Raw genomic sequence first — 18,398 nt, 5'->3', positions numbered from 1 at the left:
GCTAGTATGGACAATAATTTGGAAGAAAAATTTAACGAAGTCTACGATAAGTTTAAGTTGAACTTGTATAAGAATATGTTTGCTAAGCTAGAAGATAGGGAGGCAACATTAACTGCAACAGAAACTTTCACAATGGAAGTAATACACGCATTAAATAGACCTAGAGTAAGTGACGTAACAGACTTTCTTGAATGGTCACATCCAAATATTGCCTATAAGTTAACAGCCTTGATAAAGAAGGGCTATCTCAGAAAAGTTCAATCCCAAGAAGATCGAAGGGAGTACTTTCTTGAATGCACAGACAAGTTTTATGAATACTATAGTATGAAGACATCCTATGTAAAAGTAGTCTTAGATAGACTAAGAGAAAGAGTGGATAGGAAAGACATAGAAACTCTTGAAAATATTATGAATATAATGAGCAGTGAACTTATGCCAGAAGTTACCAACTTTATTAATGAAAGACAAAATGAAAAGCCTTGATATAATTAATTTAAAATTATTAGAAGATTAAAAAAGACGAGCATGTAATTTGTGCTCGTCTTAATTTATTTAAAATATAATTTCATATCTCCATCTTGAATTAGTCCCTTCCTGTAGAGAACTTCATAGATCGCAAAGGTCACAAGACCAGGCAGGATTATGTGCATAAGCAAGATTATTCCAAGAAGTTTCGTAAAAGGGACATCGGGCATGGCAGCAAAGGTAGATATTTGTCCCACAAGTCCACTAGTTCCCATGCCAGAACCTAGGGGAGTGTTCTCGAGTTTAAAGACCATTGTAGAGACTGGTCCCAGGATTGCCGATGAAAGTATTGGCGGGATAATTATAAGAGGTTTTCTCACAATGTTGGGCATCTGTAGCATGGAAGTGCCAAGACCTTGAGCAACAAGACCTTCAATCTTATTGTCACGATAGGACATAACTGCAAAGCCAACCATTTGACAACAACAGCCAATAGTTGCAGCTCCACCAGCAAGAGATGAAAGGGAAAGCATCATTGATAGGGCAGCTGATGAAATGGGAAGTGTTAAGACGATTCCAACAACTACTGAGACAATTATCCCCATAAAGAAGGGAGCCTTTTCTGTGGCGCTAATAATAATTGCCCCTAGTAGGTTCATAAAGTCGCCTATAATAGGACCCACAAAGTTTGCAACAAAAACACCACTTAATACTGTAATGGCAGGAGTAACTATTATGTCGATTTTTGTCTTCCTGCTAACAAGTTTTCCAAACTCAACTGCGACTATAGTGGCAATATAAACTCCCATGGGACCGCCAAGTTCATTGCCAGCTATACCAACAACAGTTGCCGCATAAACAACAAGACTTGGGGCAGCCATAGCTGTGGCAATTGCAACTGCAATGGCAGGTCCCGTTGCTTTTTGTGCTAGGGGCCAAAGGACATCTGTCAAAAATACAATATTAAAGGACTTGCCAAGAGTATTTAAGATTGTTCCAACTAATAGAGTTGAAAAAAGTCCAAAGGCCATGGCGCCAAGGGCGTCAATAAAATATAATTTTGATTTTCTCTTTATAAAACTAGAAAAAGTTTTTTCGGTTCCGCTCATCATATCCTCCTTACAATATCATCAATCTTATACTTTGGAACCACATAGTTTCCATCATCATCTAGGTAATAAGATTGATCTTCTCCTAAAACAATTTCTTTTATAGAAGACTCAATCTTTGGATAGCCAAAGGAAATGACGAGGCTACAAGTGTATCTTTCATCATAGGATAAAATTTCGCGCATCTTGTCGTCAGTGACACTTCCAATGATGCAAGACCCAATTCCTCTTTCAGCAGCAGCAAGAGTTAAATTAGAAATCACAAGTCCCTGATCAACTCCATCAAACTTTAATTTCTTTTCCTTGTCACTTAAGATGGCAATAAAATAAACTGGTCTTTCGCCTTCTTTAGGTCTACCTGCACCATTAGGGAGAGAGGCAGCCCATCTTGTTTTGTCAAAAATTTCTAAAACTTTTTCCTTCCTCTCAACAGAAATGAATCTGAGATACTGTCTGTTGTTTGCACAGGAAGCAAACTTAATGGAATTTAAAATTCCATCAATGTCATCCTTAGAAAGCTCTCTTTCTTCATCAAACTTTCTGTAAGATCTTCTCCACTCTAATAACTTTTCTAATTCCATAATTCCTCCATTTTCAATAAATATCTTCTTGTTAGTTTTATATTTTACAACAAAAAAAGAATTAATCAATTAATAGACTAATAGATTGTAATTTTTTTAAATTGGGGTATAAATAAAATCGAAAAAAGAAAAGATTTCACCATAAAAATATTTTTAAAGATTTATTAAAAATATTGTGAAAATGTTTTGACACTTTATCAAAGATGATGTATACTTTAATTATTGTATACCGTATTGGTGTATCTTTTGTTTTTAACTTTTAAAGTATCAAATACTTTAATTATCTTTAATCTTAAAAGGAGGAAAATATGTCAAATATGTACAAGACAACTGCTGAACATGAAGCCCTTCGTAAGGCTATCAGAGAATTCGCAGAAGCAGAAATCAAGCCATTATCTTTTGGTCTTGATCAAAACAATGAATTTCCAGAAGAAATTGTAAAGAAGATTGGCGAAAACGGTTGGATGGGTCTTCCATATCCAGAAGAAGAAGGCGGAGCAGGTAAGGATGTTATCTCTTATGCTATCGCTGTAGAAGAACTTTCTAGAGTAGACGCAGGTGTTGGTGTTGTATTATCAGCTCACACTTCACTAGGATCTTATCCAATTCAAGCTTTCGGTACAAAAGAACAAAAGGAAAAATATTTAAAACCTCTTGCTCAAGGTAAAAAACTTGGTGCCTTTGGATTAACTGAACCAAATGCTGGTTCTGATGCAGGTGGTACAGAAACAACTGCAGTTCTTGATGGAGATTACTACATTTTAAATGGTAACAAGATCTTCATCACAAATGCTCCAGCTGCTGACACTTATGTTGTATATGCAGTAACTACACCAGGAATCGGTACTCACGGAATTTCTGCTTTCATAGTAGAAAAGGGATGGGAAGGATTCACATTTGGAGATCACTATGACAAATTAGGTATTAGATCTTCAACTACTGCTGAACTTCAATTTAACAATGTTAAGGTTCCAAAGGAAAACTTACTTGGTAAAGAAGGTCAAGGATTTAGAATTGCAATGCAAACACTTGACGGTGGTAGAATTGGTATCGCATCTCAAGCACTAGGTATTGCACAAGGTGCATTTGAAGCTGCACTTGCTTATGCAAAAGAAAGAGTTCAATTTGGTAGACCAATTGCTCAACAACAAGCAGTTGCTTTTAAGATTGCAGATATGGCTACAAAGATTAGAGCTGCAAGACTTATGGTTTATTCAGCTGCTGAAATGAAACAAAATCACGAAAACTATTCAATGGAAGCTGCAATGGCTAAGACAGTTGCATCTGAAGTTGCTATGTGGGTTGTTAACGAAGCTCTTCAAATCCACGGTGGTAATGGATACCTAAAGGGCATGGACGTAGAAAGATTCTTCAGAGATGCTAAGATTACAACAATCTATGAAGGTACTTCTGAAATCCAAAGAGTTGTAGTTGCAAGTCACCTTATTGGTAAAGCTCCAAAGAAAAAAGGTAGAGCTGCTGTATTAGATAAAAAAGCTGGCCCTATCACTGGAGAAAGAAAAAGAGAAATTATAAAAGCAGACACAGCAAAAGAAGCTGTTGATATACTAGTTAAAAACCTTAAGAAAGACGGATACGACTTCTCTGTAGGTATTGACATTAATACTCCTGTTTACGAAGCTGAAAGAGTTGTTTCAGTAGGTAAGGCAATCGGTGGAGAAGAAAACATGGATATGGCTAGAGAACTTGCTCACGCAGCAGGTGCAGCACTTGGTTCTTCAAGACCAGTTGCAGAAACTCTAAAACTTCTTCCACTTGAAAGATACGTTGGTATGTCAGGACAAAAATTCAATGGTAACCTATATATCGCATGTGGTATTTCAGGAGCCAGCCAACACTTAAAGGGTATTAAAAATGCATCAACAATTGTTGCTATCAACAAGAACGCAGGTGCTCCAATCTTTAAGAACTGTGACTACGGTATAGTTGGAGACATATTTGAAATCATGCCACTTCTTGCTGAAGCATTAGGAACTGGTGAAAAAGAACCAGCACCTCCAATGGTTAAAGTTAGAAGATCTAAACCTAGAAAGTTAGCTCCAAACTATAAAGTTATGGTATGTCCAGGTTGTGGATATGAATATGATCCAAACTACGGAGATCCAGAAGGAGAAATCGATCCAGGTACAGATTTCGAAAAATTACCAGAGGATTGGACTTGTCCAGAATGCCAAGAAGAAAAGCAAAACTTCATTGAAGAAGATTTTACTGCTGATAGAAAGTAAGGAGGCTCTTTAAATGTTAAATAATAGAAAAATAACAGATGATTTATATTTTGTAGGGGGAAATGATAAAAGACTTGAACTTTTTGAAAATATGTTCCCTATTCCAGATGGAGTTTCTTACAATTCATACCTTTTGATGGACGAAAAGACAGTTCTTGTAGATTCAGTCGATTGGTCAATTGCAAGAGATTATATACAAAGCATTGAAAATATATTAGATGGACGTAGCCTTGATTATATGCTAATCCACCACATGGAACCTGACCACTGTGGAGCTATTGAAGAAATATGTATAAGATGGCCTGATATTAGAATTATATCAAGTGAACAAGGTTTCCAATTTATGAGACAAATGGGATATCATATTCCAGAAAATCAACTAATAATAGTTGAAGAAGGAGATACAATTTCCTTTGGTAAGCATACATTTGCTTTCATTGAAGCTCCAATGGTTCACTGGCCAGAAGTTATTATGTCTCTTGATGTAACAGATGGAGTATTATTCTCAGCAGACGGATTTGGTTCCTTTAAGTCTATGGATGGTAAATTATTTGCAGATGAAGTTGATTGGGAAAGAGATTGGCTTGATGAAGCTAGAAGATATCTTACTAACATCGTAGGCAAATATGGACCATTTATCCAAGACGTTCTTAAAAAAGCTGCACCACTTCTTCCACAAGTTAAATATATTTGTCCACTTCACGGACTTGTTTGGAGAGATAACTTTGGATTTATCCTAGACAAGTATGACAAATGGTCAAGATATGAACCAGAAGAAGAAGGCGTGCTAATAGTTTATGCATCAATGTATGGAAATACAGAAAGAGCTGCACAAGGTTTTGCAAACAGCCTAGTTGAAAGAGGAGTTAAAAAAGTAGAAGTATATGATGTTTCTAAGACAGATATATCCTACCTAATAGCAAAAACATTCCAATACTCTCACCTTGTTATTGCATCTGTAACTTACAATTTAGGAATCTATCCTAAGATGAAAAACTTCCTACACGATCTAGAAGCACTAAACGTTCAAAACAGAACAGTTGGTATCATTGAAAATGGTACTTGGGCTTGTACAGTTGGCGATAAGATTGAAAACTATATAGATGAAAATCTAAAACTATTTGATGTTCTTCCAGAAAGAGTTACAATCAATACATCTCTAAACGAAGCTAACGAAAACGACATGGAAGCTCTTGCAGGTTCTATTATCGAATCTATGGAAAAGATTAGAGAAATTAAAGAAAAATCAGCTAAATAATAAGCTTGAAAGTATATTTGTTTTAAAAATAAAAGGAGAGGCTATATCGCTTGATATAGCTTCTTTTTTTGTGGAATTTTTGAAGTGAAGTTTTTGAAAGATAAAGAATAGATAAGAAATAGAAATAAAAAAATAAAAAATCAGCCTAGGCTGAATACTCACTTGCTCTTATAAAAGATAGCTTTAAAGCAAAGAGGAGAAACTTGACCCAAGTATTCAAACTGGCTGATAAAATTATTTTCTGAACTTGTAACTTTTTTAAAAATAAAATAATGATCCCTTTCATCTGCAGAATTTATAGCCTTGAGAAGGAAGTAAGAGTGACCTGTAGCAAACATGTGGAGAAGAAGGTCCTCAGTCAAAAAAATCAAGGGAACATTGATATTTGAAAACTCATAAAAAGTTTCCTCAAAATTTTTGTAGTTAATAGAAAAATAATCAAATTGAATAGAATTCTTTTCTAAGTTCTTCATAGGTCCTCCGCCAAAACAATTTTAATAATATCCTCAAAAACAATATTGAGGGGTTCTTCTCCACTTAAATAAATACTTCCATCAAAAATTTCCTTGATTATCCCAAGGTAAGGATTTTGCCTGTAACTTGTAAAGACCAAAACCTCGAGACTATTTACATAAACCTGACTAATCAAAAGGACAATCTCCTCATTAGACATCTGAGAAGAAAAATCTATGAAGTCACCCATGTGGGAGAGGGCAGAAGTGTGTTCCGAGATAAAAAACCCCATCCACTTTGCCATCCCCCTGTCTATGTATTCTCTAGCAGACTTAAAGGGCAAATAAGACCTATCAACCATAGGGCACCTCCTAAATCACTCTAAACCATCCATGCCACCGCAGTGACCACCAATTAACTTGCTTCTTTCAATAACCCTGGACCCTTCCATGAGAGAAGTTGCCCTCTGTAGAGAAGTGAAGCCAAACCTGTCTCTGATTTCATCAATTGCGTGGTCGAGATTTTCTTCTTTCTCAATTGCCCTCACATCATCAAAAAAATCGAAAACAGTAGAAGACTGGTCTACCAAATTGTCATAAGTAACACCGAGATTTCTCACAGCACCACCCTCATATTTTTCTCTAAAAAGTTTTAGAACTTCCTCCTGCAAGACCCTAGTAGATTGACTAGGCCTAATAGTTCGTCTAGCATTAATAGACCTCTTATTCTCTGTGTGAGAAAAGCCAACGTAAACAGCGATAACAGAAGCCTTCTTCCTAATACGCCTAATCCTAACAGCAACCTGCTCGGCAATCTCAGATAAGACAATTTCAATTTCCTCTTGGGACTTGTAATCACGAGGGAGGACTTGAGAGTTGCCAAGACCCTTGGATTTTGCCTTGTAGGGTCTAGATACCTTAGATTCATCGACACCATTGGCGTGAAACCAAAGCTGAAGCCCAATTACACCAAAAATCTTTTTCAAGACATCGGGGTCATAATTTGCAAGATCACGAACAGTATAAATTGACATAGCATTGAGCCTCCTCTTGAGCCTAGACCCAATCCCCCAAAAGTCCTTTAAGTCATCAATAGCCCAGACCTTGGACTCCACATCCTCATAGGACCAGTTGGCGCGCATAGTCCTAGTCTTCTTGGCCTCATTATCAAGAGCAAGCTTAGCAAGAAGAGGGTTGGCATTGCTCATGCCCACAGTAGAATAAAGACCAGCAGTCTCCCAAATCTCCCTCTGAATCATAGAAGAGACAAGGTCCAACTTGTCACGCCTTGAAACATTTTTGTCAGGAACAAAATAATTGAGAGAATTAGTGAGATCAATAAAACCCTCATCAATAGAGTAGGGAAGGATGTCCTCCCTGGGAGCATAATTTTGGAAAACTTTTTGAACCTTTAAGTTCTCCTCAATGTAGAGAGCCATCCTTGGAGGGACAATAAAAGTTTTCTCCGCCCATTTCTCAATAAAATCAATATAAGACTTCGTAATCTCAATATTTTGTCTCCTCGCCTTCTCAAAACTAAACTTCCTAGTGTCAATATCAAAGGGAAGCTCGCCAGCCCTGCCAACATTACTCTTACCATAGACACGTTTAAAGGTAGGAGAGCTCGCAAGGATGAGACCATTAGAATTACTAGACCTACTCATAACACAAAGACAAGTGGAGAGAGGGTCCAAGTTCCTCTTGACGCACTCAACACTGGCATAAAAAGACTTGATGTCCACAAAAGCAATATCAGATTTAGGTTCCAAAGAATAATCAATAAAAGTCATAAGCCACCTCTAGGGCAAACTAGTAAAATATATTAAACAACAACGAATACATATTTAAACAATAGTTTTTATTAAGTATATTTTAGAACATTTGACCTAAAAACACAAGTTCCAAAAATTGTGAAGTCATAAAGATTAATGAAGTTCTAAAGATTTATGAAGTTATAGAAATTCAAAAAGTTATAAAGGTTGACGAGTTTGTAAAAATTTAAAAAGTTATAAAAGTTGATAATTTTGTAGAAGTTGAAAAAGTTATAAAGATCCATAAGCTTGTAGATATTTATGAGCTTATAAAAATTACTTAAGTTATGAAAGTTAACAAAGTCGTATAAACTAACTACAAAGAAATAATCTTAAAATGTAAAAGACTAATACAAATTAAAATAATGAGTTAGTGTATCTAAGAAAATATAATTAAAAAATACTATGCAAAAGAATATAAAATATAAAGTAATGTTTAATTAACATTTAAAGATTAGAAAAGTTATAAAAAGGAAATTTTGCTTTCAAGCTATGATATAATTAATTCAAAACTTTTTAAATTAATTATATATTTTAGAGAGGTGGATGTTTTGGAACAACAAGTAAAACTAATTGACAATGTAAACAATAGATTAAAAGATGATTTGCAATTAGAAATAAAAAAATCCACAAAAATTTCAATAGCAGCAGCTAGTTTTTCAATATATGCCTTTGAAGAATTAAAAAAAGAATTAAAAGAAATAGATGAGCTGAGATTTATCTTTACTTCTCCAACTTTTATAAAATCAAAAGAGAAAAAAGAAAAGAAACAATTCGATATTTTTAGAAAAGAAAGAGAAAGAAGCTTATATGGTACAGAGTTTGAAGTAAAACTTAGGAATGAAATGAAACAAAAAGCCATCGCAAGGGAATGTGCCCAATGGATAAGAGAAAAAGTTTGCTTTAAATCAAATATATCAAACGAAGAAATGATGGGATTTATAAACGTAAACAATAAGAGTTATGCTCCAATACGAAACTTTACAACAGTAGACCTAGGTTGTGAAAGGGGAAATAATGCTTACTTTATAATCCAAAAAACATCAAGGCCCTATAGCGAAGAATACCTGAGAGTATTTGACGAATTTTGGAACAATGAAGATAAATTGGAAGATGTAACAGATCAAATAATTGAAAGTATAACAAATGTGTACAATGAGAACTCACCAGAATATTTATATTTTGTGACCTTGTACAATATTTTTAGTGAATTTTTAGAAGATGTATCAGAGGATGAACTACCAAATGAAGCTACAGGATTTAAAGATAGCAAAATTTGGAATATGTTGTTTAACTTTCAAGCAGATGCAGCCTTGGCAATTATAAACAAGTTGGAAAAATATAATGGATGTATCTTGGCTGACTCAGTAGGACTTGGTAAAACCTTTACAGCCCTTGCTGTAATGAAATATTATGAAAATAGAAATAAAACAGTCCTAGTTCTATGTCCAAAAAAACTATCAGAAAACTGGAATACATACAAGGGAAACTACATCAACAATCCCATAGCTGAAGATAGGATGAGGTATGATGTATTATTCCACACAGACTTAAATAGAGATGGAGGATATTCCAACGGAATAGACCTAGATAGGATAAACTGGGGAAATTATGACTTAGTTGTAATAGACGAGTCCCACAACTTTAGAAATGGTGGAAATATATCTGAAGACAATGAAAAAGAAAACAGGTATGCAAAACTTCTCAATAAGGTAATAAGAAGAGGAGTTAAGACAAAAGTATTAATGCTATCTGCAACACCAGTAAATAATAGGTTTAACGACTTAAAAAACCAACTAGCCCTATCCTATGAAGGAGATAGTAGTCTATTAAATGACAAATTAAAAACAAGCAAGAATATAGAGGACATATTTAGACAGTCACAAAGAGCCTTCAATAACTGGAGCAAACTAAATCCAGAGGAGAGGACAACAGATAGACTATTAAACTCTCTGGAATATGACTTTTTTGAACTACTTGACAGTGTCACAATAGCAAGATCAAGAAAGCATATTCAAAAATACTATGACACCAAGGATATAGGAAGCTTTCCAAAGAGAAGAATACCAATATCAAAAAGACCAGGCCTAACAGATTTAAAGACAACAGTAAATTATAAAGATATTGCTGAGGTATTAAGATCATTAAATCTTGCAATCTATACTCCATCAGACTTTATACAAGATAGCAAGATTTTTAAGTACACAGATAAGTACGACGCAAAGCACGTTCGCGGAGGACTAACGCAATCAGGACGTGAAAAGGGAATTAGAAGGCTCATGGCTATAAACCTAATGAAGAGGTTAGAAAGCTCAGTCCATTCCTTTAACCTAACCTTAAAAAGAATAAACGAACTAATAACCGAGACAATTAATAAAATTGACAACTTTGAGAAAAATAAGATGAATGCAACTCTAGCCTTGGAAGATTTTTCAGACATGGATCTTGACGGAGACGACATGGACGATGATAGATTTGTAATAGGGCGAAAAGTTCAAATAGACATTGAAGACATGGACTATATATCCTGGAGATATGCTCTAGCTAGGGACAAAGAATACTTAGACCTTTTAATATCCTTGGTTGACGATATAAGACCAAAGCACGACATAAAGTTACAAACTCTTTATGAACTTATAGATCATAAACAAAAAAATCTAATAAATCCTGGTAATAAAAAGATACTAATTTTCACAGCCTTCGCAGATACAGCAGACTATCTTTATGAAAATGTATCAAAATATGTTAAGGATAAATATCAACTAGAGACAGCCCTTATTACAGGAACTACAGATGGAAAGACTACATTAAAATCAACTAAAACAGACTTAAATACAGTCCTCACTCTATTTTCACCAATATCAAAGGGAAAAGATCTTATATTCCCAAATCGAAAAGAAGAAATTGATATCTTAATAGCCACAGACTGTATATCAGAAGGACAAAACCTTCAGGACTGCGACTACTTAATAAATTACGATATACACTGGAATCCAGTTAGGATAATTCAAAGGTTTGGAAGAATCGATAGAATTGGCTCCAAAAACAGTGAAATCCAATTAGTTAATTTTTGGCCCGATGTAGACCTAGATGAATACATCAACCTAAAGGGAAGAGTAGAGGGAAGGATGAAGGCTGTCAATCTAAGTTCTACAGGCGATGACAATGTGCTTACACCAGAGGAAGAAGTAGAGCTAGAATATAGAAAGAAGCAGCTGAAAAAACTTCAAGAAGAAGTAGTGGACTTAGAGGACATGAATACTGGAGTAAACATAATGGACCTAGGACTAAATGAATTTAGACTAGACCTCTTAAACTATGTAAAAAACCATCCAGAGATAGAAGAAGCACCTAGGGGAATGAATGCGGTAGTTGGATCAAGAGAAGGACTTGATCCAGGAGTAATCTTTGTTCTTAAAAATATAAAGTCAAGTGTAAATATAAACAACCAAAATAGACTTCACCCCTTCTATATGGTCTATATATCTAATGAAGGGCAAGTCCTAATAAATCACTTGCAGGCAAAGTCCATCCTTGATGCCTTTAGATTACTTTGTAAGGATAAAACAGAAGCAGATAGAGAACTCTGCAAACAATTCAACAAAGAAACGAGAAATGGAAAGGATATGTCAGAGTATTCTGCCCTCTTAGAAGAAACAATCGGGTCAATAATAGAAGTCAAAGACGAAGATGAAATAGACAGCTTTTTATCTGGCAAGGAAATGAGCTTCTTTGACGAAAAGATTGAAGGCTTAGATGACTTTGAATTAATAAGTTTTCTAGTCGTAAAGGATTAAGACAATGTTTAAATTACCAAAAACCACAAATATAAAAAAGATAATATTCAAAAACAAAATATTTGACAAGTATAGGGATGAATTAAAAGGAAAGAAAAAGGAAAAATTTGATAGAGAGATTGGAAGAATAATTATCATAAATGAAATCTCGGAAAAAACTATTAAGCTTCCCAAGACCCAAGAAATATCATCAATCTTTGTAATAAAAATTGAACTTAAAACCAGGGACTACACAGACTCTAATATAGTCCTAATAACAAAACTTTTTGGGCAAAATATACTTTATATTCTAAACTTTGAAGATGAATATAAGTTGGCAGTCTACAAGGACAAATTAATCACAAGCCCATGGAAGAAAGAGGACCAAATTGATTTAAGCCTACAGGGTCTAGACCTACTAAGCGTCTGGGAAAATTTAATAATAAAGGTTGGGGACATAGACCTAGAAGATGGAAAGACCCTGGAAGAACAAATAGAGATAGATGATAGAAGGGCAAAATTAGAAAAAGAAATTCAAAGATTAAATAGTAGAAAGAGAAATGAAAAGCAAATAAATAAAAAGTTTGAAATAAGAGACCAGATTTTAAAATTAAAAGATGAATTAGAAAAGTTATAAGGGAGCTAAAATGGAAAAAATGAATTTTGAATCAAAAGATATAAAGACAGAAAATATAAAAAAAATTGAAGAAATTTTTCCTTCATGTATTACAGAAATTAAAGATAAAGATGGAAATTTAAGTAAGGCTATCGACTTTGAGGCTTTAAAGCAAATTTTGTCTGGTAATCTCGCTGAAGGAATAGAAAGGTATGAATTTACTTGGCCAGGTAAAAATGAGTCCATACTTGAAGCCAATAGACCCATAAAAAAGACACTAAGACCTTGTAAAGAAGAAAGTAAGAATTGGGATATAACAGAAAATTTATATATAGAAGGAGATAATCTAGATGCACTAAAATTGCTTCAAGAATCTTACCTTGGGAAGGTTAAGATGATTTACATAGATCCACCTTACAATACAGGAAGTGATTTTATTTATGAAGACGATTTTAAAGAGTATAGAGACGAATATGTAGAAGATACTGACCAAGTAGATGAGTATGGAAATAGGTTTTTCAAAAATACTGAAACAAATGGTAGATTTCACTCTGATTGGTGTTCAATGATTTACCCAAGATTAATGCTTGCGAGGAATTTATTGTCTGAGGATGGGGTTATTTTTATTTCTATTGATGATAATGAACAAGCCAACTTAAAAAAAGTTTGCGATGAAATTTTTGGAGCTAGTAATTTTATAGGGACATGGAATTGGTTTAAAAGTGCAACTCCAGCAAACCTATCAAAAAAAATAAAGAAAAATATAGAATATATATTATGTTATGAAAAGAATAAAAATAATTCTAAATATAAAGGATTAAAGAAATCTAGCAAAAGTAACAATGGATTACTAAATCAAACAAATAGTATAAATAGATTAACATTCCCAAAAAATGTTATAGAGACTAATTTAGAAGATGGATTATATAAAAAAGGATTATATAAAACTAAAAAGTATGATATTACATTATTAGAAGATGCAATAGTAAGAGATAATAAATTTATAACGGATGTAATCTTAATTGGTAAATTTAAGTGGAGTCAAGATTATTTATTAGATCAAATAAAAAATGGAACAAAAATATCAATAAAGTCAAAAGCATTTTCACCGTCATATGAGAAAAAAGAATATGATCCTGAAGTTCCACCAAATCTCATAGATAAAAGAGAAAATGTTCAAACAACAGAATACGCAGGTTCATCATTAGATGAGTTATTTAGTATTTCAGGTGTATTTGATTATCCAAAACCAACAAGTTTATTGAAATATCTTGTAGGATTTATTTCTACAGGGGATGAAATAGTGTTAGATTTCTTCTCTGGTTCTGGCACGACTGCTCATGCTGTTATGCAACTTAATGCCGAAGACGGTGGCGATAGGAAATTTATTATGGTGCAACTACCTGAAGAAACTGATGAAGAATCAGAAACGTACAAGGCTGGATACAAAAATATATGTGAAATTGGAAAGGAAAGAATTAGGCGAGCTGGAGATAAAATCTTAGAAGACAATAAAGACAAAGATGGTATTCAAAATCTTGATGTAGGATTTAGGGTTTTTAAGGTAGATTCTACAAACATGAAGGATGTTTATTATAAGCCAGATGAATATAATCAAGGATTTTTGGATGAAATGGTATCTAATATAAAAGAAGACAGAAGTGATCTTGACCTTCTATTTGCTTGCCTATTGGAGTGGGGATTGCCACTTACTAAAAGTTATGAGTTAGAAGAAATTCATGGTAAAAAGATTCACAATTACGACAAGGGAGCCCTTGTTGCTTGTTTTGAAGATAATATTGATGAAGAAATAGTGAAAGAAATAGCGAAAAAAGAAGCAGAAATTGTTGTTTTCAGGGACTCATCTTTTAAGACTTCTGCTGATAAGATAAATGTTGAAGAAATATTTAAAGAGTTGTCACCTGATACTTCTATTAAAATAATGTAGGTGATTTCATGAAAATACAGTTTAAAAATCAAAAGTTTCAAGAAGATGCAGCTAAATCTGTAGTTGAAGTTTTCAATGGTCAACCTTACAAAAATGGATTACAATTTTTGCTAGATATCAACTTAGATAAAAAGCAGGTAAGTCCAGAGGAAGTTGCAGATAAAATAGATCCCTATATAGCTTTTAGAAATTATGAACTTGAGCATTATATGGATAACAAAAAGATATTAGAAAATATTAGGCGAGTTCAAAGAGAAAATGATATAAAAGAATCAGATAAGTTAATTGGCAAGTATAACTTAAATATTGAAATGGAAACTGGAGTTGGTAAAACTTATACATACATTAAGACAATGTATGAGCTAAATAAAGCTTATGGATGGACCAAGTTTATTATAGTTGTTCCATCCATTGCTATTCGTGAAGGTGTTTATAAATCTTTTCAAATGACTGAAGACCATTTTTATAGTGAGTATAATAAGAAAATTAATTATTTTATTTACAATTCTAAAAATTTATCAGAAATAGCAAATTATGCCAGGAGCACCTTTATATCTGTGATGATTATTAACTCTCAAGCTTTCAGTGCAACTGGTCAAGATGTTAGAAAAATTAGATCTGAATCTGAATATTTTAACTCTAGAGTTCCTCTTGAGGTTATAGCTAAGACAAATCCAATTTTAATTATTGATGAACCTCAGTCTGTGGAAGGCAAAAAAACTAAAGAAGGAATAAAAGAATTCAACCCTTTGTTTATTCTGAGGTATTCTGCAACACATAAAGATAAGTATAATTTAATTTACAGACTTGATGCTATTGATGCTTATAACAAAAAACTTGTTAAAAAAATTGAAGTTAAGGGTGTAAAAAAAGTAGGAGAAGAGGCTTCTGATTCATATCTATATTTGCAGGAGATAAGACTGTCTAATAGGGCTCCAGATGCTTTTGTTCAGATTGATTATAAAAATAAATCTGGAGTAAAAAAGAAAGTTATAAAAGTAAATGAAGGAGACAATCTTTTTGCAAAGTCGAATTATCTTGAAGAGTATAGACAAGGATTTACTGTAAAAACAATAGATGGAAGAGATGGTACGATTGAGTTTTTAAATGGAATAAAAATTAATCGTGGTGAAGTTATCGGAGATCTCTCAGAAGATATTGTAAGAAGAATTCAAATAAGAGAAACTATTCTTTCGCACATTAATAAAGAAAGAGAATTGTTCTACAGAGGTATAAAGGTTCTTTCTCTATTCTTTATTGATCAAGTTAAAAAATATAAACAGTATGATGAAAGTAATAATCCTATTGATGGAGATTACGCCAAAATTTTCGAGGAAGAATATAAGGATATTATAGAAAACTTACAATTCAAATTTGGAGAAGATGAATATGCTGATTATCTGTCTAATATCAAAACAGAAAAAACCCATGCAGGATACTTTTCTATAGATAAGAAGGGAAAATTTGTAGATGCAATCAAAGATAATAAAACTGAGAAGGAAAATTCCAGTGATGTGTCTGCATATGAGCTTATTATGAAAAACAAGGAACTTTTATTGAATAGAGATCCAAGTATTTCGCCAGTAAGATTTATTTTCTCTCATTCAGCTTTGAGAGAAGGTTGGGATAATCCTAATGTTTTTCAAATATGTACATTAAAACAATCAAATGCTAAGGATAGAAAACGTCAAGAAATTGGTCGTGGCATGAGGCTTTGTGTAAATGATTCTGGAATTAGAATGGATGAAGATAAACTAGGAAAAGAAGTCCAAGAAATTAACACTCTTACTGTTATAGCAAGTGAGTCTTACGAAGAATTTGCTGATAAAATTCAAAAGGAATATGCAGAAGCTTCTGCTGATAGACCTGAAAAGGTTACACAAAAATTATTTGATGGAAGAAAAGTAACTGATAATGATGGTAATTCTTTTTATATTGATGATGATGTTTCAAGAATTATCTATAATAATTTGCTGCGTGAAAGTTATATAGATGATAATGCAAATATAACTGATAAATATTACGATGATAAGAAAAATGGAGAAATAAAATTTTCTGAAAAAATTGAAAATATTTCCTCCTCTATAGAAGAAATACTTGATAATTTGTTCAATCCAGATGTAGTTAAGCCTGTTGATGCAAGAAAAAATAATATTAATTTAGAAGTAGACAAAGAAAAGTTTAATTCTAAAGAGTTTAAAAATCTTTGGGAAAAAATCAATAGCAAATCTTTTTATACAGTAAATTTTGATACAAAAGAAATTATAAAAAATTCAGTAGATGAAATTAACAGCAAACTTATGATTAATAAAATTTACTTTGAAGTTAAAAAAGGTTCAATGGAAAATATTTCTTCAAAAGATGAACTTATACAAGGACATGCATTTAGAGAAGAAAGTTCTTCTATCAATGATGGAAAAAATTTTGTAAAATTTAATGTCAAATATGATCTAGTTGGAAAGATTGTTGAAGAAACAGGATTGACTAGACGGGCAATTATTGAAATTTTAAAAAATATAAGATTAGATAAATTCGAAATGTTCAAATACAATCCTGAGAAATTCATAGCCAAAGTTTCACAAATAATTAATAATCAAAAAGCTAGCGAAATTATTCAACATATTTCCTATAATAAACTTGACGATACTTTTGACACAGATATTTTCACAGTGAATTCCATAAGAGGCAATTTAAATGAAAATGCTATTAAAGTAAAGAAGAATCTTTACGATTATTTAGTTTATGATTCAAAAAATGAAAAAGAATTTGCAAAATCCTTGGATATTAGCGAAGAAGTGTTTATGTATGTAAAATTACCTGCTGGATTTTATATTTCTACTCCTGTAGGTAAATATAATCCAGATTGGGCTATTGTATTTAATAATAAAAATATAAAACATATTTATTTTGTTGCAGAAACAAAAGGTAATGCTAATTCTATGGAATTAAGGAATGTGGAAAAGGCAAAAATTGATTGTGCAAAACAACATTTTAAGGCAATAAGTAATGGATTGATAAAATATGATGTTGTAGACTCCTATGAAAGACTTATGGAAATTGTTAAAAATTAATAGTTGATATAAGAATTAATTTATAAGCTCGGGCTAGGCTCGAGTTTATTTATTTTTTTGTGCTATAATGTAGTAAATCAAAGGTTGGAGGTGGCGACTATGAAGAAGGGTTTTAATTTTAAAAAATTTTTTGTTGGGCTTGGAGTATTTTGTACTCTGATCTTACTATTTTTCTATATTGCTTTTTTCGGAAATCCTATTTCAAGACTTATGGCGGAAAAGTCTGCCACTAAATATATTGAGACTCACTACAAGGACTTGGACCTCATTCGTGACAGAGCCTATTATAATTTTAAGAACGGCTACTATATCGTAAGACTCCGTGACAAAAACAGTGAGGACACTAAGTTTTATTTAGGTTTTGATTCTTTTGGTAAGTTAAAGCAAGATACTTACGATGACATTTTATTTAACACAGAGATTAGATTATCAGACGAGCTAAGAGAATATGGGTCTAAGCTTCAAGAAAATTATAACTTTCCATATGAAATTTCTTTAACTACTCTTAATGATGATATTGAAGAAAAACTCACTCTAGACCAAAAATTTGATTTTAATAATTTTAAGGAAGATTTAAATGCTCAGGCTTTTGGTTATGTTAAAAAGCCAAGCCTTGAAGATTGTTTTGATGCTCTTTGCGATTTGCAAAAAATTATGGATAAGACTTCTTTAAAGGTCACTAAATACTCTATTATTTTAGTTCCAGAGGAAAATAAAAAGCCTGATGGGGAAGCTGAGTCCTGGGCAGGTTCTATTAGCGTCAGTGATGTTCCTCAAGAAGTCTTGAGAAATAAGGATATAAAAGAATTTAAAAATATTTATGAAAAGTCAATAAGCGAAACTAAAGACTAATAAAAACTCTCATTCTAGGATTTCCATTTAGGATTTTCTAGGATGAGAGTTTCTTTTTGCCTTTAATTAAAAAAATGATTTTTAAAAGTTTATAATTTTTTATAAACTTCTCTTGTGAAGTCTGTTTTTATTTTTATGTCGTAAAGATCACTTACATTAATTTCTTGCGAAAGTTCGAACACATACGAATTTTTATTTAGTGAGACTTGTAAT

The 18,398-nt window shown here is 32.7% G+C and carries 13 protein-coding genes; 8 read left to right on the top strand and 5 right to left on the bottom strand.

What is annotated here, in order from left to right; translation table 11 throughout:
• The first annotated feature begins 6 nt into the window (after positions 1-6).
• A complete protein-coding gene (locus tag M9426_RS01035) occupies positions 7-483 on the top strand; it encodes a MarR family winged helix-turn-helix transcriptional regulator (protein ID WP_250342183.1) in 477 nt (158 codons plus the stop codon).
• Between the two features lie 65 nt (positions 484-548).
• On the opposite strand, the gene M9426_RS01030 is transcribed toward M9426_RS01035, so the two are convergent.
• Positions 549-1,574 (bottom strand): PTS sugar transporter subunit IIC, encoded by a 1,026-nt coding sequence (locus tag M9426_RS01030; protein ID WP_250342182.1) that lies wholly within the window; start codon positions 1,572-1,574, stop codon positions 549-551.
• Positions 1,574-2,155 (bottom strand): nitroreductase family protein, encoded by a 582-nt coding sequence (locus M9426_RS01025; RefSeq protein ID WP_250342181.1) that lies wholly within the window; start codon positions 2,153-2,155, stop codon positions 1,574-1,576. Before M9426_RS01025 ends, M9426_RS01030 begins: the two co-directional genes overlap by 1 nt.
• Positions 2,156-2,463: 308 nt before the next feature.
• Between M9426_RS01025 and M9426_RS01020 the strand changes: the two genes are divergently transcribed.
• The gene (locus M9426_RS01020) at positions 2,464-4,401 is read left to right on the top strand and encodes an acyl-CoA dehydrogenase family protein (RefSeq protein WP_082705788.1); all 1,938 of its coding nucleotides are present in this window, start codon (positions 2,464-2,466) and stop codon (positions 4,399-4,401) included.
• 13 nt (positions 4,402-4,414) lie between these two features.
• Positions 4,415-5,659, top strand: coding sequence for an FprA family A-type flavoprotein (locus M9426_RS01015; RefSeq protein WP_195444055.1), 1,245 nt, complete (start codon positions 4,415-4,417; stop codon positions 5,657-5,659).
• 158 nt (positions 5,660-5,817) lie between these two features.
• On the opposite strand, the gene M9426_RS01010 is transcribed toward M9426_RS01015, so the two are convergent.
• The 3 genes from M9426_RS01010 to M9426_RS01000 are packed head-to-tail and all read right to left on the bottom strand — an operon-like array spanning position 5,818 to position 7,901.
• Positions 5,818-6,132: a DUF5960 family protein gene (locus M9426_RS01010; protein ID WP_250342180.1), complete on the bottom strand. Its 315-nt coding sequence runs from the start codon at positions 6,130-6,132 to the stop codon at positions 5,818-5,820.
• Positions 6,129-6,473 (bottom strand): hypothetical protein, encoded by a 345-nt coding sequence (locus M9426_RS01005; RefSeq protein ID WP_250342179.1) that lies wholly within the window; start codon positions 6,471-6,473, stop codon positions 6,129-6,131. Before M9426_RS01005 ends, M9426_RS01010 begins: the two co-directional genes overlap by 4 nt.
• Before the next feature lie 15 nt (positions 6,474-6,488).
• The gene (locus M9426_RS01000) at positions 6,489-7,901 is read right to left on the bottom strand and encodes a Y-family DNA polymerase (protein WP_250342178.1); all 1,413 of its coding nucleotides are present in this window, start codon (positions 7,899-7,901) and stop codon (positions 6,489-6,491) included.
• Between the two features lie 563 nt (positions 7,902-8,464).
• Here M9426_RS01000 and M9426_RS00995 point away from each other — a divergent pair.
• From M9426_RS00995 to M9426_RS00975, 5 genes are all read left to right on the top strand, one after another.
• On the top strand, positions 8,465-11,719 hold the full coding sequence (locus M9426_RS00995) for a helicase-related protein (RefSeq protein WP_250342618.1): 3,255 nt from the start codon (positions 8,465-8,467) through the stop codon (positions 11,717-11,719).
• A gap of 4 nt (positions 11,720-11,723) precedes the next feature.
• Positions 11,724-12,335, top strand: a complete 612-nt coding sequence (locus M9426_RS00990) for a DUF4391 domain-containing protein (protein ID WP_250342177.1) — start codon at positions 11,724-11,726, stop codon at positions 12,333-12,335.
• A 10-nt stretch (positions 12,336-12,345) separates the two neighbouring features.
• Positions 12,346-14,262 carry a site-specific DNA-methyltransferase gene (locus M9426_RS00985; protein WP_250342176.1) on the top strand — a complete coding sequence of 639 codons (1,917 nt, stop codon included), beginning with the start codon at positions 12,346-12,348 and terminating at the stop codon, positions 14,260-14,262.
• A gap of 8 nt (positions 14,263-14,270) precedes the next feature.
• Positions 14,271-17,333, top strand: a complete 3,063-nt coding sequence (locus tag M9426_RS00980; protein WP_250342175.1) for a type III restriction-modification system endonuclease — start codon at positions 14,271-14,273, stop codon at positions 17,331-17,333.
• A gap of 99 nt (positions 17,334-17,432) precedes the next feature.
• Positions 17,433-18,185, top strand: coding sequence for a YfjL-like protein (locus M9426_RS00975; RefSeq protein ID WP_250342174.1), 753 nt, complete (start codon positions 17,433-17,435; stop codon positions 18,183-18,185).
• Positions 18,186-18,398: the final 213 nt, after the last annotated feature.

This window comes from Peptoniphilus genitalis, from assembly GCF_023614525.1.
Classification (GTDB): Bacteria; Bacillota; Clostridia; order Tissierellales; family Peptoniphilaceae; genus Peptoniphilus_A; species Peptoniphilus_A genitalis.
This window is presented reverse-complemented; position numbering and strand designations above follow the sequence as displayed.